At 47.5% G+C, this 23,813-nt stretch carries 20 protein-coding genes; 19 read left to right on the top strand and 1 reads right to left on the bottom strand.

The features are described 5' to 3' along the window. The first annotated feature begins 4 nt into the window (after positions 1-4). The 15 genes from dnaK to ACLROL_RS00665 all read left to right on the top strand — a co-directional run bounded on the left by dnaK (position 5) and on the right by ACLROL_RS00665 (position 16,035). Positions 5-1,879 carry a molecular chaperone DnaK gene (gene dnaK, locus ACLROL_RS00595; protein ID WP_087198916.1) on the top strand — a complete coding sequence of 625 codons (1,875 nt, stop codon included), beginning with the start codon at positions 5-7 and terminating at the stop codon, positions 1,877-1,879. A gap of 109 nt (positions 1,880-1,988) precedes the next feature. Further along, the gene (gene dnaJ, locus ACLROL_RS00600) at positions 1,989-3,185 is read left to right on the top strand and encodes a molecular chaperone DnaJ (protein ID WP_087210560.1); all 1,197 of its coding nucleotides are present in this window, start codon (positions 1,989-1,991) and stop codon (positions 3,183-3,185) included. Positions 3,186-3,357: 172 nt separating this feature from the next. Continuing rightward, on the top strand, positions 3,358-3,576 hold the full coding sequence (locus ACLROL_RS00605) for a cation transporter (protein ID WP_087199242.1): 219 nt from the start codon (positions 3,358-3,360) through the stop codon (positions 3,574-3,576). 41 nt (positions 3,577-3,617) lie between these two features. Further along, positions 3,618-5,519 (top strand): heavy metal translocating P-type ATPase, encoded by a 1,902-nt coding sequence (locus ACLROL_RS00610; protein WP_413067141.1) that lies wholly within the window; start codon positions 3,618-3,620, stop codon positions 5,517-5,519. Between the two features lie 100 nt (positions 5,520-5,619). Continuing rightward, positions 5,620-6,342 carry an ABC transporter ATP-binding protein gene (locus tag ACLROL_RS00615; RefSeq protein WP_413067142.1) on the top strand — a complete coding sequence of 241 codons (723 nt, stop codon included), beginning with the start codon at positions 5,620-5,622 and terminating at the stop codon, positions 6,340-6,342. Positions 6,343-6,369: 27 nt separating this feature from the next. Continuing rightward, entirely contained in the window at positions 6,370-7,293 is a 924-nt protein-coding gene (locus tag ACLROL_RS00620; protein WP_221919664.1) for a SufB/SufD family protein, read from the top strand. Positions 7,294-7,481: 188 nt separating this feature from the next. Continuing rightward, a complete protein-coding gene (locus ACLROL_RS00625; RefSeq protein ID WP_087198932.1) occupies positions 7,482-7,880 on the top strand; it encodes a metal-dependent transcriptional regulator in 399 nt (132 codons plus the stop codon). Positions 7,881-7,980: 100 nt separating this feature from the next. Continuing rightward, a complete protein-coding gene (locus tag ACLROL_RS00630) occupies positions 7,981-9,162 on the top strand; it encodes an iron-containing alcohol dehydrogenase (RefSeq protein WP_413067143.1) in 1,182 nt (393 codons plus the stop codon). A 130-nt stretch (positions 9,163-9,292) separates the two neighbouring features. Next, a complete protein-coding gene (locus ACLROL_RS00635) occupies positions 9,293-9,670 on the top strand; it encodes a RidA family protein (protein WP_087198934.1) in 378 nt (125 codons plus the stop codon). Between the two features lie 11 nt (positions 9,671-9,681). Further along, positions 9,682-10,530 carry an Mrp/NBP35 family ATP-binding protein gene (locus tag ACLROL_RS00640; RefSeq protein ID WP_087198935.1) on the top strand — a complete coding sequence of 283 codons (849 nt, stop codon included), beginning with the start codon at positions 9,682-9,684 and terminating at the stop codon, positions 10,528-10,530. Further along, a complete protein-coding gene (locus tag ACLROL_RS00645; RefSeq protein WP_087198936.1) occupies positions 10,527-10,982 on the top strand; it encodes a GAF domain-containing protein in 456 nt (151 codons plus the stop codon). The genes ACLROL_RS00640 and ACLROL_RS00645 overlap by 4 nt, the downstream gene beginning before the upstream one ends. Positions 10,983-11,085: 103 nt before the next feature. After that, positions 11,086-12,408, top strand: a complete 1,323-nt coding sequence (locus ACLROL_RS00650; RefSeq protein ID WP_413067144.1) for a putative DNA modification/repair radical SAM protein — start codon at positions 11,086-11,088, stop codon at positions 12,406-12,408. A 7-nt stretch (positions 12,409-12,415) separates the two neighbouring features. Beyond that, positions 12,416-13,189 carry a TIGR03915 family putative DNA repair protein gene (locus tag ACLROL_RS00655; RefSeq protein WP_087198938.1) on the top strand — a complete coding sequence of 258 codons (774 nt, stop codon included), beginning with the start codon at positions 12,416-12,418 and terminating at the stop codon, positions 13,187-13,189. A gap of 132 nt (positions 13,190-13,321) precedes the next feature. Then, positions 13,322-13,549, top strand: coding sequence for an HPr family phosphocarrier protein (locus tag ACLROL_RS00660; protein ID WP_087198939.1), 228 nt, complete (start codon positions 13,322-13,324; stop codon positions 13,547-13,549). 113 nt (positions 13,550-13,662) lie between these two features. Beyond that, on the top strand, positions 13,663-16,035 hold the full coding sequence (locus tag ACLROL_RS00665; RefSeq protein WP_413067145.1) for an ATP-dependent DNA helicase: 2,373 nt from the start codon (positions 13,663-13,665) through the stop codon (positions 16,033-16,035). 48 nt (positions 16,036-16,083) lie between these two features. On the opposite strand, the gene ACLROL_RS00670 is transcribed toward ACLROL_RS00665, so the two are convergent. Next, positions 16,084-16,956 (bottom strand): LysR family transcriptional regulator, encoded by an 873-nt coding sequence (locus ACLROL_RS00670; RefSeq protein WP_204244025.1) that lies wholly within the window; start codon positions 16,954-16,956, stop codon positions 16,084-16,086. Positions 16,957-17,045: 89 nt separating this feature from the next. On the opposite strand from ACLROL_RS00670, the gene ACLROL_RS00675 reads away from it, so the two are divergent. The 4 genes from ACLROL_RS00675 (at position 17,046) to ACLROL_RS00690 (ending at position 23,679) form a co-directional block, all read left to right on the top strand. Then, positions 17,046-17,759, top strand: coding sequence for a TIGR01906 family membrane protein (locus tag ACLROL_RS00675; protein WP_413067146.1), 714 nt, complete (start codon positions 17,046-17,048; stop codon positions 17,757-17,759). A gap of 93 nt (positions 17,760-17,852) precedes the next feature. Beyond that, a complete protein-coding gene (locus ACLROL_RS00680; protein ID WP_087198943.1) occupies positions 17,853-21,614 on the top strand; it encodes a phosphoribosylformylglycinamidine synthase in 3,762 nt (1,253 codons plus the stop codon). A 180-nt stretch (positions 21,615-21,794) separates the two neighbouring features. Then, a complete protein-coding gene (locus ACLROL_RS00685) occupies positions 21,795-22,244 on the top strand; it encodes a MarR family winged helix-turn-helix transcriptional regulator (RefSeq protein WP_087210470.1) in 450 nt (149 codons plus the stop codon). Between the two features lies 1 nt (position 22,245). Next, positions 22,246-23,679: an MATE family efflux transporter gene (locus ACLROL_RS00690; protein ID WP_413067147.1), complete on the top strand. Its 1,434-nt coding sequence runs from the start codon at positions 22,246-22,248 to the stop codon at positions 23,677-23,679. Positions 23,680-23,813: the final 134 nt, after the last annotated feature.

Genomic DNA, 23,813 nt, shown 5'->3' on the forward strand with positions numbered 1-23,813 from the left:
CATTATGGGCAAAATCATTGGTATTGACTTAGGTACAACAAACAGTTGTGTTGCTGTAATGGAAGGTGGACAGCCGACCGTTATCGCGAATACAGAAGGAGCCAGAACAACTCCATCCGTTGTTGCATTTACAAAGACAGGAGAACGTCTCGTTGGCGAACCTGCAAAACGTCAGGCAGTCACAAACGCAGATAAGACGATCTCTTCCATCAAGAGGAAGATGGGTACAAACGAAAAAGAAAACATCGATGGAAAGATGTACTCTCCGCAGGAAATTTCCGCGATGATCCTTCAGAAACTGAAAGCAGACGCAGAAGGATACCTTGGAGAAAAAGTAACGGAAGCTGTCATCACAGTTCCGGCATATTTCAACGATGCTCAGCGTCAGGCAACAAAAGACGCAGGTAAGATCGCAGGTCTTGATGTAAAACGTATCATCAACGAACCGACAGCAGCAGCCCTTGCGTACGGACTTGACAACGAAAAAGAACAGAAGATCATGGTATATGACCTTGGAGGCGGTACATTCGACGTTTCCATCATCGATATCGGAGATGGTGTCATTGAAGTACTTTCCACAGCCGGAGATAACAAACTCGGCGGAGACGACTTTGACCAGAAGATCACAGATTACATGCTGGCTGATTTCAAGGCAAAAGAAGGCGTAGATCTCTCCGGAGACAAGATGGCGCTCCAGAGACTGAAAGAAGCAGCAGAAAAAGCGAAGAAAGAACTTTCTTCTGCAACGACAACAAACATCAACCTTCCGTTCATCACTGCAACAGCAGAAGGACCGAAGCACTTTGATATGGATCTTACAAGAGCGAAGTTCGATGAACTTACAAGCGATCTTGTAGAAAGAACAGCAGAACCAGTACAAAGAGCACTCTCCGACGCAGGACTTCGTCCGTCAGACCTTGGCCAGGTACTTCTTGTAGGTGGTTCCACACGTATCCCGGCTGTACAGGACAAAGTAAGACAGCTCACAGGAAAAGAACCAAGCAAGTCCTTAAACCCGGATGAATGTGTTGCACTTGGAGCATCTATCCAGGGTGGTAAACTTTCCGGAGATGCAGGCGCAGGCGACATCCTTCTTCTGGACGTTACACCGCTGTCCCTTTCCATCGAGACAATGGGCGGTGTTGCTACAAGACTGATTGAAAGAAATACAACGATCCCGACAAAGAAGAGCCAGATCTTCTCAACAGCGGCAGATAACCAGACAGCAGTTGATATCAACGTTGTACAGGGCGAAAGACAGTTTGCAAGAGACAACAAGTCTCTCGGCCAGTTCAGACTGGACGGAATCCCGCCGGCACCACGCGGAATCCCGCAGATCGAAGTTACATTCGATATCGATGCAAACGGTATCGTAAATGTATCCGCAAAAGATCTTGGAACAGGAAAAGAACAGCACATTACAATCACAGCAGGCTCCAATATGTCTGATGCAGATATCGAAAAAGCTGTCAAAGAGGCAGCTGAATTCGAAGCAGCAGACAAGAAACGCAAAGAAGCGGTAGATACAAAGAACGAAGCAGATGCGATCGTATTCCAGACAGAAAAAGCTCTGAAAGATGTAGGAGATAAGATCGATGCATCCGGAAAATCTGCAGTGGAAGCAGATGTCCAGGCACTGAAAGATGTTCTTGCAAAATATCCAAATGCAGAAGACATCACAGAAGCTCAGATCGCAGAGATCAAAGCTGCAAAAGAAAAAGTTATGGAAAGTTCTCAGCAGCTCTTTGCAAAGATGTATGAGCAGGTAAATCAGCAGAATCAGGCAGGACCTCAGGCAGGACCGCAGGGAACAGATCAGGCAGGTCCGACACCGGAAGGATACGATGACGTAGTAGACGGAGATTATAAAGAAGTATAATCAGACGAAATAAAACATTGCGCTGGGTGCGGGATGAGGAAGGATAGAACCTTCCTTTTCCGCACGCTGCGCATTATTTGCGCAACAGCAGAAAGGGAAGGTAACGGTTATGGCAGAGGCAAAAAGAGACTACTATGAAGTGCTGGGTGTTTCCAGAGATGCCGATGATGCAACACTGAAAAAAGCATACCGTCAGCTTGCGAAAAAATATCATCCGGATATGAATCCTGGGGATGCGGAAGCAGAGAAAAAATTCAAAGAAGCTTCTGAAGCGTATGCTGTATTAAGTGACCCGGAAAAACGCCGTCAATACGACCAGTTCGGTCATGCGGCTTTTGACGGCGGTGCAGGAGCTGGCGCAGGCGGATTCGGCGGATTTGATTTCAGCGGAGCAGACTTCAGCGATATATTTGGCGATATATTTGGCGATTTCTTCGGGGGCGGCAGAAGAGGCGGCCGTGCCAACAATGGCCCGATGAAAGGGATGAATATCCGCAAAGGAATCCGCATCACATTTGAAGAAGCGGTGTTTGGCTGCGAAAAAGAGATTGATATCGTGCTGAAAGATCCATGTCCAAAGTGTAATGGTACAGGCGCGAAACCGGGGACGAGCCCGGAGACCTGTTCACGCTGCGGCGGTAAAGGGCAGGTAGTGTATACATCACAGTCATTCTTTGGTACAGTGCAGAATGTCCAGACTTGTCCGGACTGTCATGGTACAGGAAAGGTTATCAAGGAAAAATGTCCGGACTGCGGCGGCACCGGATATGTGTCTAACAAGAAGACGATCCAGGTAACGATCCCGGCAGGTATTGACAACGGACAGAGTGTGCGCATTCGCGACAAAGGCGAACCGGGAACAAACGGAGGGCCAAGAGGAGATCTTCTTGTGGAAGTAACTGTCTCCAGACATCCGATTTTCCAGAGACAGGATATGAATATCTTTTCCACTGCTCCGATCTCTTTTGCACAGGCAGCCCTTGGCGGGGATGTGCGTATCAAGACGGTGGACGGAGATGTCATCTACACGGTCAAGCCAGGAACAAAGACAGACACAAAAGTGCGCCTGAGAGGAAAAGGGGTACCGTCTGTGAGAAATCCGAAAGTACGAGGAGACCAGTATGTGACACTTGTCATCCAGACGCCGGAGAAGCTCAGTGCAGAGGCGAAAGAAGCGTTGAAGAAATTCGACATGCTGGCAGGAAACTCACTGAATCAGCCTGAGACGGAAAAAGAAAAGCCGAAGAAAAAAGGCTTTATGAATAAGCTGAAAGAAACCTTCGAAGAATTTGAAGAGAAGGATTGATAGAAAATAAAAAAGAAGAACACGGTATATTCATGACAGGTGGATATGCCGTGTTTTTCTTTTTGTAAAAAAGGATTGACATAGATGGTGTGATAGCGTATAGTATAAGTACAACATATGAATGATTGCTCATATGTTCTCGTGTAAAACAAAAATTTGGAGGTATGGGATGATGAAGAAAAAATTTAAGATGCAGGATTTGGACTGTGCACATTGTGCAGCGAAGATGGAGGATGGAATCAAAAAAATCGATGGAGTAAAAGACGCCACCATCAGTTTTATGGCACAGAAACTTACGATAGAGGCAGATGATGACCGATTCGAAGAGATCATGGCTAAGGTCGCAAAAGTATGCAGTAAGATTGAACCAGACTGTAAGATCGTGATGTAGTTCCTTTTTCGGATAAGTTGTAGATACAGGGGGAAAAAACGATGACAAAAAAGCAAAAACAGATGCTCCTGAGAATAGGAGTGGCATTCCTGCTCTTTTTTGCTCTGAAAGTGTTTAAAGAGGCGGAGATCATCGAGGGTATGGAAGAGTTCCCGAAGGGATTTGTCATCTATCTGATACCATATTTTGTGATTGGATGGGATATCCTATATAAAGCGGCGAGGAACATCTGTCGTGGCCAGGTCTTTGATGAAAACTTTCTGATGTGCATTGCGACATTCGGCGCGTTTGGAGTGGGCGAATATGAAGAAGCAGTAGCAGTCATGCTGTTCTACCAGGTGGGAGAATGGTTCCAGAGCTATGCGGTCAACCGTTCCAGAGCTTCCATCACGGAACTGATGGACATCTGCCCGGAATACGCCAATGTGGAGATAGAAGGAGAACTGCGTCAGGTAGATCCAGACGATGTGGAGATCGGCACAGTCATTACAGTAAAGCCGGGAGAGAGGATTCCGCTTGACGGAATTGTGGTGCAAGGGACTACGATGATCGACACATCAGCCCTCACGGGAGAATCGGTGCCTCGGAAGGCGGAAACAGGAACAGAAGTCATCAGCGGATGTATAAACGGAAATGGTACCATACGCGTACAGGTTACGAAAGAGTTTGAAGATTCCACAGTGTCAAAAATACTGGAGATGGTGGAAAATGCCAGCAGCAAAAAGGCAAAAGTGGAAAACTTCATCACAAGGTTTGCAAAATATTATACGCCGATTGTTGTCTGTGCAGCGGTACTTTTGGCAGTCATTCCGCCTATCGTATCCGGCGACAGCTGGGGAGAGTGGATACAGAGAGCATGCATCTTCCTCGTTATCTCCTGTCCGTGTGCCCTTGTCATCTCCGTACCGCTTAGTTTCTTTGGAGGAATCGGGGCGGCATCCAAAATCGGTGTGCTGGTAAAAGGAAGCAACTACCTGGAAGCACTGGCCGATATGGAAACGATCGTATTCGATAAGACTGGTACGCTGACAAAGGGCGAATTCAAAGTGACGAAGATTTTTCCGGAGGAGAAGCAGGATGAACTTCTGAAACTTGCATATCTGGCAGAAAAATATTCTGATCATCCGATCGCTCAGTCTATTCGGGATGCATATCTTGAGAGGACAGGGGAAAAGGCGGAGGAAAAAGTGGAAGATGCAAAAGAAATTTCCGGGTTTGGGATCCAGGCAGTCTACCGGGGAAAAGAGCTGCTTGCCGGAAATGAGAAATTGATGAAAAAGTTTGGAATCGTCTGCGAACAATACGAGGGGGCAGGAACTGTTGTCCAGATTGCCTGGGACGGAGCATTTCTGGGGACGATCGTGATCTCAGATACGATCAAAGAAGGATCTAAAGAGGCAATCCGCCGTCTGAAACAGTCAGGGGTAAAGAAGACGGTTATGCTGACTGGAGACAAGAAGACAGCCGGGGAAACAGTAGCCAGAGAACTTGGGATCGATACTGTCTATACGGAACTCTTGCCGGGAGATAAAGTAGAGAAAGTAGAATCTCTTTTGGAAGAGCTGAAACGGGGAACTTCCAAAGAAGAAAAACGTGCCAAACTTGCATTTGTGGGAGACGGCATCAACGATGCACCTGTCCTTGGACGTGCAGATGTGGGAATCGCTATGGGAAGCATGGGCTCTGATGCAGCCATCGAGGCGGCGGACGTTGTCCTGATGGATGACCATACCGAAAAGATTGCACAGGTAGTAGGAATCGCAAGAAAGACGCTTCGGATTGTGAAACAGAACATCATCTTTGCTCTGGCGGTAAAGGGACTTGTCCTCCTCCTTGGAGCATTCGGGGCAGCCAATATGTGGGAGGCAGTGTTCGCGGATGTGGGGGTGGCGGTCATCGCCATCTTAAATGCCATGCGTGCATTGAAGATTGAAAAAGAATAGTAAATCAATAGAAAACAGGATGTTGTAATCGGGAAACCACTTTACAACATCCTGTTGACGTACTATCATAATAGCAGACAAAAAGGAGATGAGGAAATACATGCTGAAAGTAGAACATCTTTCCTATGAAGTAGAAGAAGAAGGAAAGAGACAGGAAATATTAACGGATATCAGTTTTGAAGTAAAAGACGGGGAGATGCTCGTCGTAACAGGGCCAAACGGAGGTGGAAAATCTACCATCGCAAAGCTCATGATGGGATTATATGAAGCAAACCAGGGAAAGATTTATCTGGATGGACAGGATATCAGCAGCCTGAGCATTCATGAGAGGGCGAAGGCCGGCATCGGATTCGCTTTCCAACAGCCACCGAGATTCAAAGGAATGACAGTCAGAAGACTTTTAAGTCTGGCGGCCGGGACAGAGCTTCCAAAGCACATCTGCTGCGGCCTTTTAAGCCGGGTGGGACTGTGCGCTGAAGAGTATCTGGACAGGGAAGTGGATGGGACACTTTCCGGAGGAGAGATGAAACGGATCGAGATCGCCACAGTACTTGTGAAGAAACACAAACTTTGCATTTTCGATGAGCCGGAGGCTGGAATCGACCTCTGGAGTTTCGCCATGCTGGTGGATGAGTTCGAAAAAATTCATAAAAATAAGAAAGAAAGCCTCCTTCTGATCTCCCACCAGGAGCGGATCATACGGATGGCGGACCGGATCATGATCATCGACAACGGAAAGATCAAGAAAATCGGGCCGACAGAAGAGCTGCTTCCAGAACTTACGGAAGAAGCAATGAGCCGCCCGTACTGTATGACGGAATAAGACACAGAAGGAAGAAGGTGTATTCATATGATACTTGATAAAATCACAGAAAAAGTGCTGCGCATGATCGACGGGGAAGGTTTTCGCCAGGAAGGAGCATTTAATCTCAGACAAAACGGGATCTCAGTCTGTCATGGCGACAGCCAGCATGTAAAGATCCGGAAAAAAGAGGACAGGCAAGGCATTGACATTTATATCGATAAAGATACAAAAGGAGAATCTGTACACATCCCTGTCGTCGTGTCGGCATCCGGAATGACAGATGTCGTGTACAATGATTTTTATGTGGAAGACGGAGCGGATGTGACCATCGTGGCCGGATGCGGCATCCACAATTCCGGGTGCAACGAAGCAAGACATGACGGCATCCACACCTTCCATATCGGGAAAAACGCAGTCGTGCGTTACGAAGAAAAGCATTACGGCGAAGGGGAAGGAACCGGGGCGAAAGTGCTCAATCCAGTGACAGACATCCACATCGGAGAAGGATCCACCTTTATCATGGATACGGTGCAGATCAAAGGGGTTGACTCCACTGTCCGGGAGACAAACATCTCCATGGAAGCAGAAAGCAAACTCCACGTGACAGAGAAACTCATGACACACGACCAGCAAGAAGCAGTATCCAATATGACAGTCACAATGGACGGAGACGGAACCTCCGCACAGATCATCTCCAGATCCGTCGGAAAAGGGACATCCAGACAGACATTCCACCCGATAGCTGTCGGAAAAGCTGCCTGCCATGCACATATCCAGTGCGACTCCATCATCATGGATCAGGCGCAGGTACGCTCCATACCAGAAATCGATGCCCGGAACGTAGACGCACAGATCATACACGAAGCAGCCATCGGCCGCATCAACAACGAACAGCTCCTGAAACTCCAGACATTCGGAATGAATGAAGAAGAAGCAGAAGCTGTTATCATCGAAAACTTCCTGAATTAAACAAATTTGATAAAGGGGGACGGGTTCCGGCTAACCGGAACCCGTCCCCTAATCTTTCACGAAGGACTTTCGTATGTGGGGAGGTCATCCGGTCGAGATAAAACAGAGCATTTTTGTTTGAACTCCGACTCCGTATATGGTATCCTAGTATCATATCAAGATTAAGATTGCAGAAGGGAGGCGTCTCAGTGAAAATACAGAAATCTGCGGAGGACTATCTTGAAACAATCCTGATGCTGGGGAAGAAAAAAGGGAATGTCCGTTCCATTGATATCGCCACTGCTCTTTCTTTTTCAAAGCCAAGTGTCAGTGTTGCCATGAAGAACCTGCGTGAAAACGGTTACATTTTGATGGACAGGGACGGTTTTATCGCACTGACAGAAAAGGGGCATGAGATCGCTGAAAAAATATATGAGAGACATACCTTGCTTTCCAGTTTTCTGATGTATCTTGGAGTGCCAAAAGAGATTGCGGCAGAGGATGCATGCAGACTGGAACATGTGATCAGTGAAGAAAGCTTCGAGGCGTTAAAAAAACATGTATATACCCACAAAGAAGTGATGGAATTGAAAGATGAAAAAGAATGAAGTTAAGATGGAAAGGGTGGCAGCTGTGTGAAAGCTGGCATCCTTTTCTTTATATCCATATCCGCACATGACTGCGGGTGTGGGAGAAAGGAGAGAACACATGCAGAATTTTACTTATTGTGTACCGACGGAGATCCTTTTTGGAAAGGACACGGAAAAAGAGTGTGCAAAAGAGATACGAAAACACGCTGACAGCCGTGTCATGATCGTGTACGGAAAAGGCAGCGTCGTGAGAAACGGTCTGCTCCAGCGGATCAAGGACGCACTCAAAGAGGAGGAGCTTTTCTTTACAGAACTTTCCGGTGTAAGGCCGAATCCGAGGCTTGCTTTGGCGGAAGAAGGTGTGAAAAAAGGAATCGCAGAAGGAGTGGATTTCATCCTGGCAGCAGGGGGAGGAAGCGCCATTGATACGGCGAAAGCCGTAGCCCATGGGATCGCCAATCCAAATGTCATGCTCTGGGATATATGGACGAAGAAAGTACCTCTTGAGAAGAGCCTGAAAGTGGGAGTGATTCTTACTATCGCCGCTGCCGGAAGCGAGACGAGCGATTCCGCAGTCCTGACAAATGAAGCCATTGGGAAAAAGATGGGACTTGGAACGGAGCTGAATCGTCCGGCCTTTGCCATCATGAACCCGGAGCTTACCTATACATTGCCGAAATATCAGATTGGCTGCGGGATCGTGGACATCATGATGCATACGCTGGAACGCTATTTCATCCCGGATCAGTCAAACCGGATGACCGACGAGATCGCAGAGGGACTTTTAAGGACGGTCATTGAAAGTGGAAAGAAAGCGATGGAAGACAGTACGGATTACGACGCCATGAGTGAGCTGATGTGGTGCGGAAGTCTGTCTCACAGCAATCTGACCGGACTTGGAAGAGCGAAAGACTTTTCCGTCCACAAACTGGGACACGCATTGAGTGCACGGTTTGACTGTGCCCACGGGGCCAGCCTTTCAGCCGTGTGGGGATCCTGGGCCGAGTATGTGTATGAGAAAGACAAGGGCCGGTTTGCGCATTACGCGAAAGCGGTCTGGGGGATCGTTGCGGAAGATGAGGACAAGGCTGCAAAAGCCGGTATCCAGGCAACTATCGATTATTTCCGCAGTATCGGAATGCCGACCTCCTTGCCGGAACTTGGGATTGGTATCCAGGAGGAGAGTGTCCTGGAAGAGCTTTCCCAGGATGCGACTATGGGGGACACGGTCCGCCTTTCCCTGATCCGCCCTCTCGATGCGGAAGATGTGTGCAGGATATTCAGAATGGCAAACCGGTAACGGAATGAGAAAGATGGCATTTTCGGCATCGTGATTTTGGAAAGAGAATTGCAAAATGACCGGGAAAAGTGTTATACTATAGCAAGATACAGCAATGCTGTAAAATGGACAGAAAAAGGAGAGATAGAAGATGAAAGTAGTATCTACAGAAAAAGCACCAAAAGCATTAGGACCGTATTCACAGGGATATGTTCACAATGGAATGTTCTACTCAGCAGGACAGATCGGTATCAACCCAGAGACAGACGCTGTGGAATCCGATACGATCGAAGGACAGACAGAACAGGTCTGCAAAAACCTGGCGGCTCTTCTGGAAGCAGCAGGAACAGATTTTGATCACGTTGTGAAGACGACATGTTTCCTGAGCGATATGGGAAATTTTGCAGCTTTCAATGAAGTATATGCGAAATATTTCACATCCAAACCGGCAAGAAGCTGTGTTGCAGTGAAGACACTGCCGAAAAATCTCCTCTGTGAAGTCGAACTGATCGCAGTGGTAGAAGAATAGAGGTCTTGACAATGACGGAAGAAATGAAACAGGAACAGGAAGGCTGCCCTTCAGAAGGCTGTGCCGGATGCTCTCACGCATCTACATGCCAGAGCGCGAAAAAAGATTTTAAGAAGCCGGCCAACCAATATTCAGCCATTAGAAAAGTGATCGGAGTCATCAGTGGGAAAGGCGGAGTCGGAAAATCCATGGTTACGGCTTCTCTGGCCCGGATGGCCATTGAAAAAGGATATACGGCGGGGATTCTGGATGCAGATATTACCGGCCCGTCAATTCCGAAAATGTACGGAATCCATGAACAGGCGCTTGGAAATGAAGAGGGAATGCTCCCGTGTGTGGCGCAGGATGGAACGAAGATCATGTCAGTCAATCTTCTCCTTGAGAAGGAGGATACCCCGGTCATATGGAGAGGGCCGATCATTGCCGGTGTAGTGACACAGTTCTGGACGGACGTTATGTGGGGAGATGTGGATTATCTCTTTGTGGACATGCCGCCGGGAACCGGAGACGTGCCGCTTACCGTCTTCCAGTCTCTTCCGGTGGACGGAGTTGTCATCGTGACATCGCCGCAGGATCTGGTAAGCATGATCGTAAAGAAAGCATATCATATGGCAAAAGACATGGATATTCCGGTACTTGGCATTGTGGAAAACTTCAGTTATCTTGAATGCCCGGACTGCGGACGAAAGATCGAAGTGTTTGGAAAGAGCCACATTGAAGAGATTGCAAAAGAGCTTTCCATCCCGGTACTCGGAAAGATGCCGATCGATCCGAAGCTTGCCGAGGCGGTAGAAAAAGAAGCGTTTTACAGCGTGAAGAACGAATATTTGAATGGTGCAGAGAAGGTTTTGGAATCATGACAAATTATGATTTGCTCAAAGAGCAGCTTCAGGCACTGACCGGTTCAGAAAGACATCCGATCCCAAATCTGGCCAACGCATCGGCGCTCATCTATCATGCCCTTCCGGATCTTAACTGGGCGGGATTTTATCTCATGGATAATGAAGAGCTTCTGCTCGGGCCATTCCAGGGAAAGACGGCGTGTATCCGCATTCCGAAAGGAAGAGGGGTGTGTGGTACTGCTGTTTTGGAAGAACGGATTTTACGAGTGGATGATGTCCACACATTTGAGGGACATATCGCCTGTGATTCGGCGTCCCGTTCCGAGATCGTACTTCCGATCTTTGACGGAGAGAGAGTCGTCGGAGTTCTGGATATCGACAGTCCGAAAAAAGGACGGTTTTCCAAAGAAGATGAGGAAGGACTCTCAGAGCTTGTAAAAGTGCTGGAAAAGAACTGTATATGGACATAAAAAGTTTGCGTGAAAGCGCAAACTTTTTTTTCTTGCAAACATCGAACATATGTGCTATTCTATAATAAAAAAGAACATATGTTCTGATTTGGGAGTGAGATAGATGCAAGGTGTCCGCATTCAGCAGGAGATGTCTCTTTTTGAAAAACTGAATATTTTGTCCGATGCCGCAAAGTATGACGTGGCCTGCACATCCAGCGGCACGGACCGCAGAGGAGACGGCAAGGGAATCGGAAACTGCAAGGCGGCGGGGATATGCCACAGTTTTTCAGCCGACGGCAGGTGTATCTCTCTTTTGAAGATCCTCTTTACCAATGAGTGTATTTTTGACTGCAAGTACTGTATCAACCGGGCGTCAAACGACGTGAAGCGGGCTTCTTTTACGCCGGATGAGGTTTGCAGACTGACTATTGAGTTTTACCGGAGAAACTATATAGAAGGGCTTTTCTTAAGTTCCGGTGTACTGAAAAGTCCCGATTACACGATGCAGTTGATTTACGAGACTTTATGGAAGCTGAGACAAGAGTATCATTTTCAGGGATATATCCATGTGAAAGCGATTCCGGGGGCTTCTCAGGAGCTCATCCAGATGACGGGCTTTCTGGCGGACAGGATGAGTGTAAATCTGGAGCTCCCAACGGCCGAGAGCCTCAGAAAACTGGCGCCTCACAAGAGCAGGAAGAACATTCTTGGGCCTATGCGGCTCGTCCAGAATAAAAGAGAGGAGAACAAGCAGGAGATCGCGGTATACAAACATGCGCCCCGGTTTGTCCCGGCAGGACAGAGCACGCAGATGATTATCGGAGCTACGCCGGAGAGTGATTACCAGATCATCCATGTGGCAGAGTCTTTGTATCAGAAATTTCAGTTAAAAAGAGTATTCTATTCGGCCTTCATCCATGTGAATGAGGATGCAAGTCTTCCGGCCAGAACCGATGAAGGCCCGCCCCTTTTGAGGGAGCACAGACTATATCAGGCGGACTGGCTGCTTCGTTACTATCATTTTTCCGCGTCGGAGCTTTTGTCGGAAAAGCAGCCGAATTTCAATGTGCTTCTGGATCCAAAGTGCGACTGGGCGATACGCCATCTGGAGTGGTTTCCGGTGGAGGTCAATCGTGCGGATTATCAGGTACTTCTTCGGGTTCCGGGAATCGGGTATACGTCAGCCAGGAGGATCGTGAAGGCCCGAAAGTTTGGAAGCCTCAACTTTGAGGATCTCAGGAAGATGGGGGTTGTCTTAAAGCGAGCACTCTATTTTATCACGTGTAAAGGGCGGATGATGTATCCGATTAAGATGGAGCAGGACTATATTCTTCGGAATATCCTGGATCCGAGGGAAAAGCTCCCAGGAGGACTCGGGGAGATGGGATACCGGCAGCTGTCCCTGTTTGACGATGTGAATTTTCGGGAGGTAAAGGCAGAGTGAGTGGAAGATGTTAAAAAGAAGATTTATCTGTACTGACACGACAATTGGAATACTGTCTGCGATTTACGATGCATGGAAGATGGACCGTACAGATACGGAGGCAGGGATTCCATTGTGGGGGACTGTTCAGCACGAGATGTTCTGCGAGTATTATGAGGTGGAGGAGAATGAGCGAAAGGCCGGGGCGGTCAGAAAGCTGATCAGAGAGAGGCTTGGAAAACAGGCTTATTCGGATATCAGCTACGCGATTCTTTCTAAAGACGAAGACAAAGGGACGGCGATCCTTCAGACGATGGTTGCGGCAAGGGAGCTTGCGGACAGTCACAGGATCATGGAACATTTGTCACATCCGGCGGTACGCAGAGTCTTTGAGATGAGTCGGAATGTGGGGAGGGAAGCACACTACTGGGAGGAGTTCCTTCGTTTCCGGGAGATGAAACCGAAGATTCTGTATGCGGAGATAACCCCTCAGAATCAGGTGCTTCCAGCTATTGCAGATCATTTTGCGGACAGATTTCCGCTGGAGGATTTTGTGATCTATGACAAAAATCATGCGTCGTATATGATCCATCCTAGACAGAAAAAATGGATGTTTATGACGGATCACGAACAAAAGTGGGAGGCGGCAAAGGAGCTTTCTGAAGAGGAAGAGGCGTGGTGTACTCTGTGGAAAGGATTTCGGAAGAGCATTTCTATAAAGGACAGGGAGAACAAAAAACTACAGACACAGAATATGCCTCTTCGCTACAGGGGAGATATGCCGGAGTACGGGAAGTCTTGAAACTGGCTGTTTTTGAACGAATTTGACAAAAAGAAGGCCAAACGGATGGAAAATCTTGGTGGATTAGAAGGTTGATTTTACGATTTCCTGATGGCATAATACATGTAACACAGGAAAGGAGTGAAAGAAAGCATGGAACATAAACGTGAGATACGCCTGACTGCAAGTGATGTGAAAGAGTTCGTTACATCTGCTGAAAAATGCGATTTTGATATCGATGTATTTTATAATCGTTTTATTGTGGATGCAAAATCGATCCTCGGTGTGTTAAGCCTGGATCTGACGAAAACTCTGACTGTGCAGTATGCAGGGATCAATCCGAATTTTGAGGCAACTTTGAATAAATTCTGTGTTGCATAGCAGCAAGTGAAACAGGAGAAGCTTTTGCAAAGTCACTGTTATAGTGGCAAGCAAAGGCTTCTTTTGTTATAATAAAAAAAGTGACTGAAAATATGCAGAGAGAATGAGATATCATGGATAAAGATGAAAAAAGACAAGAACGCGACTTTGTGAGGATCTCTGTGAGGAACCTCGTGGAATTTATTCTGAGAGAAGGAGATCTGGACAACCGTATGGGAGGGAAGACGGACAAGGATGCGATGCTCCTTGGAGCTAGGATCCACAGAAAGATCCAGCGGCAGATGGGATCTTCCTACCATGCAGAAGTACCGCTCAGGATCACAGTGCCATGCGGGAAGCTGGATATCGTTGTGGAGGGGCGTGCAGACGGGATCATGGATGAGGACGGAAAGATCGTCATCGATGAGATAAAAGGAATATTAAAGGAGCTTGAAAGTCTGGAAGATCCGGTCCCGATCCATCTTGCACAGGCGAAATGCTATGCGTACATTTATGGAAACGAAAAGCAGGCCAGAGAAGTAGATGTGCAGATGACCTACTGCCAGATGGAGACAGAAGAGATAAAAAGATACAGACAGACCTTTTCCTTGGAGGATTTGGAAGCGTGGTTTTTGGATCTTGTGCATCAGTACGAAAAGTGGGCGGTATTCCAGATAGAGTGGAGAAAGAAGAGAAATGCTTCTATTAAAGGAGTGGAATTTCCGTTCCCATATCGGGAGGGACAGAGAGATCTGGTTGTATCGGTCTACCGGTCTATCCTTCGGAAGAAGAAACTTTTTATCCAGGCGCCAACTGGTGTCGGTAAGACAATCGCTTCTATATTTCCTTCGGTCAAGGCAGTGGGGGAAGGATTGGCGGAGAAGATTTTTTACCTGACTGCAAAGACCATTACCCGGACAGTAGCCGAAAAGGCCTTTCAGACATTGAAAGACCAGGGACTGGCATATAAAGTTATCACGTTGACGGCAAAGGAAAAGATCTGCTTTTGTGGGAAGGCAGAGTGCAATCCGGATGCATGCCCGTACGCCAAGGGACATTTCGATCGGGTCAATGATGCGGTATATGACATGCTTACACATACCGATGATATGAGCCGCTCAGCCCTAGAGGAGTATGCAAGGCGCTACGATGTGTGCCCTTTTGAGATGTCACTTGATCTGGCTACATGGGTAGATGCTGTCATCTGTGACTATAATTATGTATTTGATCCGAATGCCCACCTGAAACGTTTTTTCGGGGAAGGAGGGAAAAAAGAATACCTGTTTCTCATCGACGAAGCCCACAATCTTGTAGAGCGCGGGAGAGCTATGTACAGCGCTTTTGTCTGCAAGGAGGATTTCCTGGAAGTGCGCAGGATAGTCCAGAAGAGAGATGAGAAGTTCTGCAAAGCTCTGAGCAGCTGCAATGAAACGCTGCTGGCTTTAAAGAGAGAGTGCGACCGGTATGCAGTGTACGAAAGTGTCTCCCACATCGTAGTCCGCTTGATGAATCTGATGACGGAAGCAGAACGGTTCATGGAGGAATGTGGGGATGAAGAGGTGCTTGAGAAGGTAAGGGATCTGTATTTTTGTGTCAGGGACTTTCTCAGTATCCATGACCGGCTGGATGAGAACTATCTGATCTATACGGAGATTGCGGAGGACGGACGCTTTTATGTGAGGCTTTTCTGTGTGAATCCTGCAGTCTGCTTAAGTGAATATCTGAACTACGGTGTGAGCACAGTGTATTTTTCTGCCACGCTGCTGCCCATCGGATACTATAAGAAGCTTCTGAGCACAGAGACGGACGATTATGCGGTATATGCCCACACGCCGTTTCCAGAGGAGAACCGGAGGGTGCTGATCGGGATGGATGTGACGACGAGATATACGAGGCGAAGCAAGGAGATGTACCGGAGATTTGCCGAATATATCTGGAAAACAGTAAAAGCACGACCTGGAAATTACATTGCTTTTTTCCCGTCATACCAATTTCTGGAAGACGTGTACGAAGAGTTCCAAAACCTTGATGAGAAAGGAGAGGTATTCTGTGTTATCCAGGACTCTGGTATGAGCGAGGAGGAGAGGGAAGAGTTCCTTGCCTTTTTTGAAGAGGAGCGTACCGGAAGCCTGATCGGTTTCTGCGTGATGGGCGGCATTTTTTCAGAAGGGATTGACCTTACGGAGGAGCGGCTCATCGGTACATGGATCGTGGGGACAGGTCTTCCCCAAGTCTGCCTTGAACGGGAACTTCTGAAACAGTTTTTTGATGAAAAAGGGATGAACGGATTCGACTATGCGTACCTTTACCCGGGGATGAATAAGGTATTGCAGGCGGCGGGAAGGGTTATCCGCACGGACACGGACCGCGGGATGATCTACCTTTTGGATGACCGGTTCTGCCAAAACCACTATCGGAGTGTGTTTCCCAGGGAATGGAGATACGTCACAGCGTGTCGAGTGCGGGATGTGGAACGGGAAACGGCCGCATTTTGGCAGGATGCGTAAATGCGGCCGCTGGAAACGCCGGTGCAGGTGCACAACAACAGCACAGCGCTAAAAGTATTCAAGAAATGTTTTCACAGATTTCGGCATTGGGATCCGATCGTTATAAGCTACCAGGATCTGGCGTTCCGGGAGCTCTTCTTTCGTCTCCACAACGAAGAGTCCAGAGGAATCTTTTTCCAGACAGTAGTCCGGGATAAAGGCAATCCCAAGTCCGATTCGCGCCAGGTCGATGAGCAGGTCATTGCTGCTAAGCTCGATCTCCGGAACGAGGTCAAGCTGATATTTCTGGAACAGATTGTGCAGAAATTCGCTTGTCGTGCTTTTGCGGTCCAGCATCAGGATCGGCTGATCCAAAAGCTCCCGGAAGGAAAGTTTCTTCCCTTTCAAATGGGAGAAAGAATCATTTGCCACAAAGACATCGCGAAACGTCTTGATCCGTTTCATGGCAGAAAGATTGCTGATGTGCATGTTCGGATGGTTGATAAAGATCAGGTCCACCTGGCCATTTTCCAGAAGATCCACGCATTTGATGGATGTCTGGTTTGTCACTTTGATGTGGGCGCCCGGGAATGACTCGTGGAACTGCCTCAGATAGTTTACAAGGTAATACCGGCAGATCGTGTCGCTGGCTCCGATGCGGATCTGGCCCCCTGTGGTGGAGGATTCCAAAAGCTGGGTCTCTCCGCGTTTGATCAGATTCATGGCTGGCTCCACGTGCCGGAGCAGGATTTCTCCTTCCGGTGTGAGCTGTACTTTTTTCGTGCTGCGGATAAAAAGAACCTGATCCAGTTTCTTTTCAAGCGCCTTGATGGACTGGCTTACTGCGGACTGAGAGATGTATAGCTGTTTGGATGCTTCAGAGAAGCTCAGTGTGGTCGCCACGTGGTAAAATACTTTATATAATTCATAATTAATATCCATCATTAGCCCTCCTTATAAATCTAATTTAATTATAAGTAAGGTTGGGGAAAATTACAAGAACAAATTGCGGAGAAAGGGGAAGGATAATTATGAGGAAAAAGAGATGGGCATCTGGTTTCTTCGGCGGTCTGTCTGCCCTTTCGCTGATCGTGATCCTGCTCATGACAGCATTTCAGATCGGCATGTACGGAGATTTCGGATTTTATGAGAAAGAGTATAAAAAGTATGAGATTCAGAATGATCTTCCGATGGAAATGGAGGACATCATGGATGTGACAAAACAGATGATGGCTTACCTGAAAGGGGACAAAGAGGAGCTTTCCGTCTATACAACCATCGGCGGGGAACGCCAGGATTTTTTTAATGAGCAGGATCGGTTCCACATGGGCGAAGTAAAGGAGCTTTTTCTGGGAGGATTTGCGCTGCGCAGATACGCGGTGGCAGTATTTGTGGTCTCCATCGTGGTTCTTGTTCTCATGAAAGCAGATCTAAGAAGGCTGCTTCCGAAAGCGTATGAGATCACGGTAGGTATTTTCCTTGGGCTTTCGGCTGCCTTCGGCGTCGCTATCGCCCTGAATTTTAATCGGTGCTTTGTGCTCTTTCATGAGATTTTCTTTGACAATGATCTGTGGATCTTCGACCCGGCGGAGGATTACATGATCCGGATGCTGCCGGAAGGATTTTTCTTTGACATGACACTGCGGATCGGAGGGCTCTTCATCGGCATGCTTTTCTTCTTCCTTTTGATCAGTGTCGCAGTTCAGGTGTACGACAGAAGAAAAATTAGAAAGTCTTATAAATAAATTTAATTATATTAATTATACTTATCAAGAAAAGTATGATAAACTAAAGACAGAAACGTGAATGAAAACAGTGGAAAAGAATGGAGGATATTCATGAGCGGTGTAAAACGTGTATATGCAGAAAAAAAGAAGGAATTTGCAGTACAGGCGAAAGAGCTTTGGCATGATATCAGAAGCTATCTCGGGATCCGGACCGTCACGAACGTGCGTGTGCTGATCCGTTATGATATCGAGAATCTTTCGGATGAAACTTTTGAAAAAGCGTTGGGCGGAGTGTTTGCAGAGCCGCCTGTAGACTGTTTATATAGAGAAGAGTTTCCGGTCAAAGATACAGAACGGGTATTTTCCGTGGAGTATCTTCCGGGACAGTTTGACCAGAGAGCGGACTCTGCAGTGCAGTGTGTGCAGTTTATCAATGCGGACGAAGAACCGGTCATCCGGACGGCGACGACATACGTCATCGAAGGAGAGGTCACAGACGAAGAGTTTGACGCCATCAAGGCACATTGTATCAACCCGGTGGATTCCAGAGAAACAGGCATGGAAAAGCCGGATACTCTCGTGACAAAATTTGACGAGCCGGAAGATGTGAAAATTTTTGATGGATTCAAAGATATGGCAGAAGATGTGCTGAAAGAATTGTACGATTCACTTGGACTTGCCATGACATTCAAAGATTTCCTGCACATCCAGAATTACTTCCGGACAGAGGAGAAAAGAGATCCGTCTATGACGGAGATCCGTGTGCTGGATACGTACTGGTCAGACCACTGCCGTCACACGACATTCTCCACAGAGCTTACAAATGTGACATTTGGAGACGGCGATTACAGAGAGCCGATGGAAGAGACATACAGGGAATATCTGAACACTCACAGCGAAATCTTTAAAGGCAGAGAGGACAAGTTTGTCTGTCTGATGGATCTGGCGCTGATGGCCATGAGAAAACTGAAAAAAGAAGGAAAGCTGGAAGATCAGGAAGAGTCCGAGGAGATCAATGCATGCAGTATCGTTGTTCCGATCAAAGTGGACGGCGTGGAGGAAGAATGGCTTGTCAATTTCAAAAATGAGACACACAACCATCCGACCGAGATCGAACCGTTCGGAGGGGCTGCAACCTGTCTTGGAGGCGCCATCCGTGACCCTCTGTCAGGACGTACTTATGTATATCAGGCGATGCGTGTGACAGGTGCTGCAGATCCGACAGTTTCTGTGAAAGATACAATGAAAGGAAAACTGCCTCAGAAGAAACTCGTGAGAGGGGCGGCTCATGGTTACAGCTCATACGGAAACCAGATCGGCCTTGCAACCGGAATGGTAAAAGAAATCTACCACCCGGATTATGTGGCAAAACGTATGGAGATCGGTGCAGTTCTTGGAGCAGCGCCGAGACGTGCGGTGATCCGTGAGACATCGGATCCGGGAGATATCATCATCCTTCTTGGCGGACGTACCGGACGTGACGGCTGCGGAGGTGCAACAGGATCTTCAAAAGTCCACACAGAAGAATCCATCGAAACATGCGGAGCGGAAGTGCAGAAAGGAAATGCGCCGACAGAGCGTAAAATCCAGAGAATGTTCCGCAGAGAGGAAGTCAGCAGACTGATCAAAAAATGTAATGACTTTGGAGCAGGCGGTGTTTCCGTTGCCATCGGAGAACTTGCAGCAGGTCTTAAGGTGGATCTGGACAAAGTGCCGAAGAAATATGCAGGTCTTGACGGGACAGAGATTGCCATTTCTGAATCTCAGGAGCGTATGGCAGTTGTCGTTGATCCGAAAGATGTAGAGGCATTTTTAAATTATGCAAAAGAAGAAAATCTGGAAGCAGTGGAAGTGGCTGTTGTGACGGAAGAACCACGTCTTGTCCTGTCATGGAGAGGAAAAGAGATCGTAAATATTTCACGTGCATTCCTGGATACAAACGGAGCACACCAGGAGACGGAAGTCTTTGTGGAGATTCCGGATAAAGCTGGCTGCATGTTCGCCTGCAGGGAAGACATCCCGGATGTGAAAGAAAAGTGGCTGAACACGCTGAAAGATCTGAATGTATGCTCACAGAAAGGACTTGTGGAAATGTTCGACGGTTCTATCGGGGCAGGATCTGTATTTATGCCGCACGGCGGAAAGTACCAGATGACAGAGACACAGACGATGGTGGCAAAACTTCCGGTGCTTACTGGAAAATGTGATACTGTATCCATGATGAGCTTTGGGTTTGATCCGTATCTGTCAAGCTGGAGCCCGTACCATGGAGCAGTGTACGCAGTGACAGAATCGATCGCAAAAATCGTAGCTTCCGGCGGAGATTACAGCAAGATCCGCTTTACTTTCCAGGAATATTTCCGCCGTATGACAGAAGATCCAAAGAGATGGAGCCAGCCGTTTGCAGCGCTTCTTGGAGCATACAAAGCACAGATGGGATACGGACTGCCTTCCATCGGAGGAAAAGACAGTATGTCCGGTACATTCCAGGATATCGATGTGCCGCCGACTCTTGTATCCTTTGCAGTCGATATCGCGCAGATCGGAGATATCATCACTCCGGAACTGAAAAAAGCAGGCAATAAGCTTGTGTGGATGCGGATCGAAAAAGACGGATATGATCTTCCGGTATACGAAAAAGTCATGGAACAGTACGGAAAATTCCGCGAAGACATCCAGGAGGGAAGGATTGTATCCGCATATGCCCTTGACCGTCATGGCGTCGCTGCGGCAGTCAGCAAGATGGCATTTGGAAATGGCATGGGTCTGAAGATCGAGCACAATGTAGATCCGAGAGACTTCTTTGCACCGGCGTTCGGAGATCTTGTTGCGGAAGTACCGGCGGACAAGGTGGGAAGCCTGGCTATCAGTTACACGGTCATTGGAGAAGTGACAGAAGACGGAAGATTCTCCTACGGAAATACAGAAATTACCCTTGCCGAGGCTGAGGAAGCATGGAAGGGAACACTGGAAAAAGTGTTCGCTACCGTATCCGGCGAAAACGAAGACAAAGCTCCGGTTTCATCCGAATGCTTTGACACAAAAGATATCTATATCTGTGAACATAAGATCGCACAGCCGACCGTATTCATCCCGGTATTTCCTGGTACAAACTGTGAATACGACAGCACGAAAGCGTTTGAGCGCGCGGGGGCAAAAGTTGTGACAAAAGTATTCCGCAATCTTGATGCTTCTGATATCCGTGATTCTGTGGCAGAGTTTGAAAAAGTTATTGGACAGTCTCAGATCATCATGTTCCCGGGAGGATTCTCCGCCGGAGACGAACCGGACGGATCTGCCAAATTCTTTGCGACTGCATTCCAGAACGCGAAGCTGAAAGAGGCAGTAGAAAAACTCTTAAATGAGAGAGACGGACTCGTGCTTGGTATCTGCAACGGATTCCAGACACTGATCAAACTGGGACTTGTGCCATACGGAAAAATTGTCGGACAGACGGAGGATTCCCCTACGCTGACATTCAACACGATCGGCCGCCATATCTCCAAGATGGTGTATACAAAAGTTGTCACAAACAAATCCCCATGGCTTCAGGGAGCAGAGCTTGGAGGAGTTTATACAAACCCGGCTTCCCATGGGGAAGGACGTTTTGTCGCCAGCGAAGAGTGGCTTGACAAATTGTTTGCAAACGGTCAGGTTGCAACACAGTACTGTGATCTCGCAGGGAATGTGACGATGGATGAAGAGTGGAATGTAAACGGATCTTACCGTTCCATCGAAGGAATCACAAGCCCGGACGGAAGGGTACTCGGAAAGATGGCCCACTCAGAACGGCGCAGCGACGGCGTAGCTATCAATATCTACGGAGAACAGGATCTGAAGATCTTTGAATCCGGTGTAAATTACTTTAAATAAAAGGCAAGAACAAAAGGGATGTGTTCCGGTCAAAGGACACATCCTTTCTCTTGCCCCAATCTGTAAACGTTGCTTGACAAGTCAAGAGGTTGCGCTTTATAATTTAGCGATAGAAAAGCCCGACAGACAACCCGTGGTATTTTTGCAGACAGGGCGGAAAGAATGGAAAGGAGCTTTTTTATGGCAGCCAGACAGATTGGAAAATATATATCGATATTGAACCGACAAGCTCAGCGCTATCTCCACGATGTGGTCAGCAAGTATGGGATTGGGTATTCAAGCTATTTTTTTGTCATGTACATCGGAGCGAATCCAAAGTGCAGTCAAAGAGAGATGTGTGAATCCATCGTGATGGACGAGGCGATGGCGACCCGGGAGATGCGCAAACTTTTGAAAAGCGGTTACATTGTGCGGCAGAGAAGAGCCGGGGATGCAAAGACGTATGAGATTTCTTTGTCCGAATCGGGAAAGGAGCTTTATGAAAAACTAAAAGAAAAGCTTCTGGAATGGTGGGGAACCCTCAGTGCGGAGAGCGGAGTGGATCCGGAGCTTCTCACAGAACAGCTCGGGGCGATGGCGAGAGTCGCCCACGAAAAGCTGATAGAACACAAGATGGAAGGAAACGGATAAAATGGAAAATATACAGACAGAAGAGCGGATACAGGAAAATCCTCTTGGGACGGAGCCCATCGGAAAGATTCTTGTGAGGTTCGCAGTGCCGAGCATCATTGCCATGATGGTCAGCGCCCTCTACAATATGGTAGATCAGTTTTTTATTGGAAGAAGTGTGGGCATGCTCGGAAATGCGGCGACCAACGTGGCCTTTCCGCTAACCATTACATGTACGGCCATTTCCCTTTTGTGCGGTGTGGGCGGAGCGGCGAATTTTAACCTGTCTCTTGGGCGAAAGGAAAAAGACGAGGCAGAATGTTTCGCCGGAGCAGCGGTCGGCATGGCGGTACTCGCAGGGATCATTCTGTGTGTTATCGTCCGCATTTTTCTGGAACCTCTTATCCGCGCATTCGGCGCCACAGACCAGATTCTTACATATTCTCTTACATATACAGGGATTACTTCTTTTGGCTTCCCTTTTTTGATACTGACAACCGCCGGGAGCAATCTGATCAGAGCTGACGGAAGTCCGAAGTTTTCGATGATGTGTACATTGATCGGCGCCATTATCAACACGATTTTGGATCCGCTTTTTATATTCGGATTTGATATGGGGATGTCCGGCGCGGCATGGGCTACTGTACTCGGGCAGGTAGTGTCCGCTTGCCTTGTCATCTGGTATCTTCTTCGTTTTAAGACTGTAAAGATCCGGCTTGGGAATATGCTTCCATCCAGAAAATACTATATGGCTATATTTTCTCTCGGCATTTCGCCGTTTTGCAATCAGCTGGCCATGATGGTCGTACAGATTGTGATGAACAATACTCTGACATATTATGGGGCAAGTTCTTCTTATGGGAGCGAGATTCCTCTCGCGTGTGCGGGGATCATTGCCAAAGTCAATATGATCTTCTTTTCGATCGTCATCGGTATTTCACAGGGGATGCAGCCTATTGTTAGTTTTAATTACGGAGCCAAAAACTATAACCGTGTCAGAGAGACGTACAAAAAAGCGCTTACATCGGCTCTGCTCATCTCTATGTGCTCCTTTTTGAGCTTTCAGATTTTTCCACGCCAGATCATCGGATTTTTTGGAAGTGGATCGGAAGAATATTTTCGTTTTGCGGAACAGTATTTTCGGATTTTTCTCTTTTTCACATTCCTGAATGGAATCCAGCCTATCACGGCTAACTTTTTTACATCTATCGGCAAGGCAGTCAAAGGGGTTTTTCTCTCACTTACGCGACAGATTATTTTTTTGCTTCCGCTGATTCTGATCCTGCCAATTTTTTTGGGGATCGACGGTGTCATGTACTCTGCACCCATCGCAGATTTTGTGGCGGCGGTGCTGGCAGTGCTGTTTGTCAAACGGGAATTTGTGCATATGAGACGAGAAGAAGCGCTCAGAAATCAGATGGAAAGTCAAAACGCCAAAATCGAAAAAACGAAATGAAAAATTCTTGACATTGGATGTAAAATGCTTTACAGTGTTAAAGAAGAAAAGCGCCTTGCGTTTTGCTTTAAACAGTTTAATGATCTCTCGGAATCCTGAGTGATCACAACCAGCAGACGCTGGCGTTGAACTTT

Origin of the sequence: Sellimonas sp. (assembly GCF_047234585.1) — a bacterium.
In the GTDB taxonomy this organism is placed as follows: Bacteria; Bacillota; Clostridia; order Lachnospirales; family Lachnospiraceae; genus Sellimonas; species Sellimonas caecigallum.

Coding starts and splice junctions, on each gene's coding strand:
- ACLROL_RS00635 (WP_087198934.1), top strand. CDS start 9,293: ATGAAAGTAGTATCTACAGAAAAAGCACCAAAAGCATTAGGACCGTAT.
- ACLROL_RS00690 (WP_413067147.1), top strand. CDS start 22,246: ATGGAAAATATACAGACAGAAGAGCGGATACAGGAAAATCCTCTTGGG.
- ACLROL_RS00680 (WP_087198943.1), top strand. CDS start 17,853: ATGAGCGGTGTAAAACGTGTATATGCAGAAAAAAAGAAGGAATTTGCA.
- ACLROL_RS00645 (WP_087198936.1), top strand. CDS start 10,527: ATGACAAATTATGATTTGCTCAAAGAGCAGCTTCAGGCACTGACCGGT.
- ACLROL_RS00670 (WP_204244025.1), bottom strand. CDS start 16,956: ATGGATATTAATTATGAATTATATAAAGTATTTTACCACGTGGCGACC.
- ACLROL_RS00650 (WP_413067144.1), top strand. CDS start 11,086: ATGCAAGGTGTCCGCATTCAGCAGGAGATGTCTCTTTTTGAAAAACTG.
- ACLROL_RS00660 (WP_087198939.1), top strand. CDS start 13,322: ATGGAACATAAACGTGAGATACGCCTGACTGCAAGTGATGTGAAAGAG.
- ACLROL_RS00605 (WP_087199242.1), top strand. CDS start 3,358: ATGAAGAAAAAATTTAAGATGCAGGATTTGGACTGTGCACATTGTGCA.
- ACLROL_RS00655 (WP_087198938.1), top strand. CDS start 12,416: ATGTTAAAAAGAAGATTTATCTGTACTGACACGACAATTGGAATACTG.
- ACLROL_RS00675 (WP_413067146.1), top strand. CDS start 17,046: ATGAGGAAAAAGAGATGGGCATCTGGTTTCTTCGGCGGTCTGTCTGCC.
- ACLROL_RS00640 (WP_087198935.1), top strand. CDS start 9,682: ATGACGGAAGAAATGAAACAGGAACAGGAAGGCTGCCCTTCAGAAGGC.
- dnaJ (WP_087210560.1), top strand. CDS start 1,989: ATGGCAGAGGCAAAAAGAGACTACTATGAAGTGCTGGGTGTTTCCAGA.
- ACLROL_RS00630 (WP_413067143.1), top strand. CDS start 7,981: ATGCAGAATTTTACTTATTGTGTACCGACGGAGATCCTTTTTGGAAAG.
- ACLROL_RS00665 (WP_413067145.1), top strand. CDS start 13,663: ATGGATAAAGATGAAAAAAGACAAGAACGCGACTTTGTGAGGATCTCT.
- ACLROL_RS00620 (WP_221919664.1), top strand. CDS start 6,370: ATGATACTTGATAAAATCACAGAAAAAGTGCTGCGCATGATCGACGGG.
- ACLROL_RS00610 (WP_413067141.1), top strand. CDS start 3,618: ATGACAAAAAAGCAAAAACAGATGCTCCTGAGAATAGGAGTGGCATTC.
- ACLROL_RS00615 (WP_413067142.1), top strand. CDS start 5,620: ATGCTGAAAGTAGAACATCTTTCCTATGAAGTAGAAGAAGAAGGAAAG.
- dnaK (WP_087198916.1), top strand. CDS start 5: ATGGGCAAAATCATTGGTATTGACTTAGGTACAACAAACAGTTGTGTT.
- ACLROL_RS00685 (WP_087210470.1), top strand. CDS start 21,795: ATGGCAGCCAGACAGATTGGAAAATATATATCGATATTGAACCGACAA.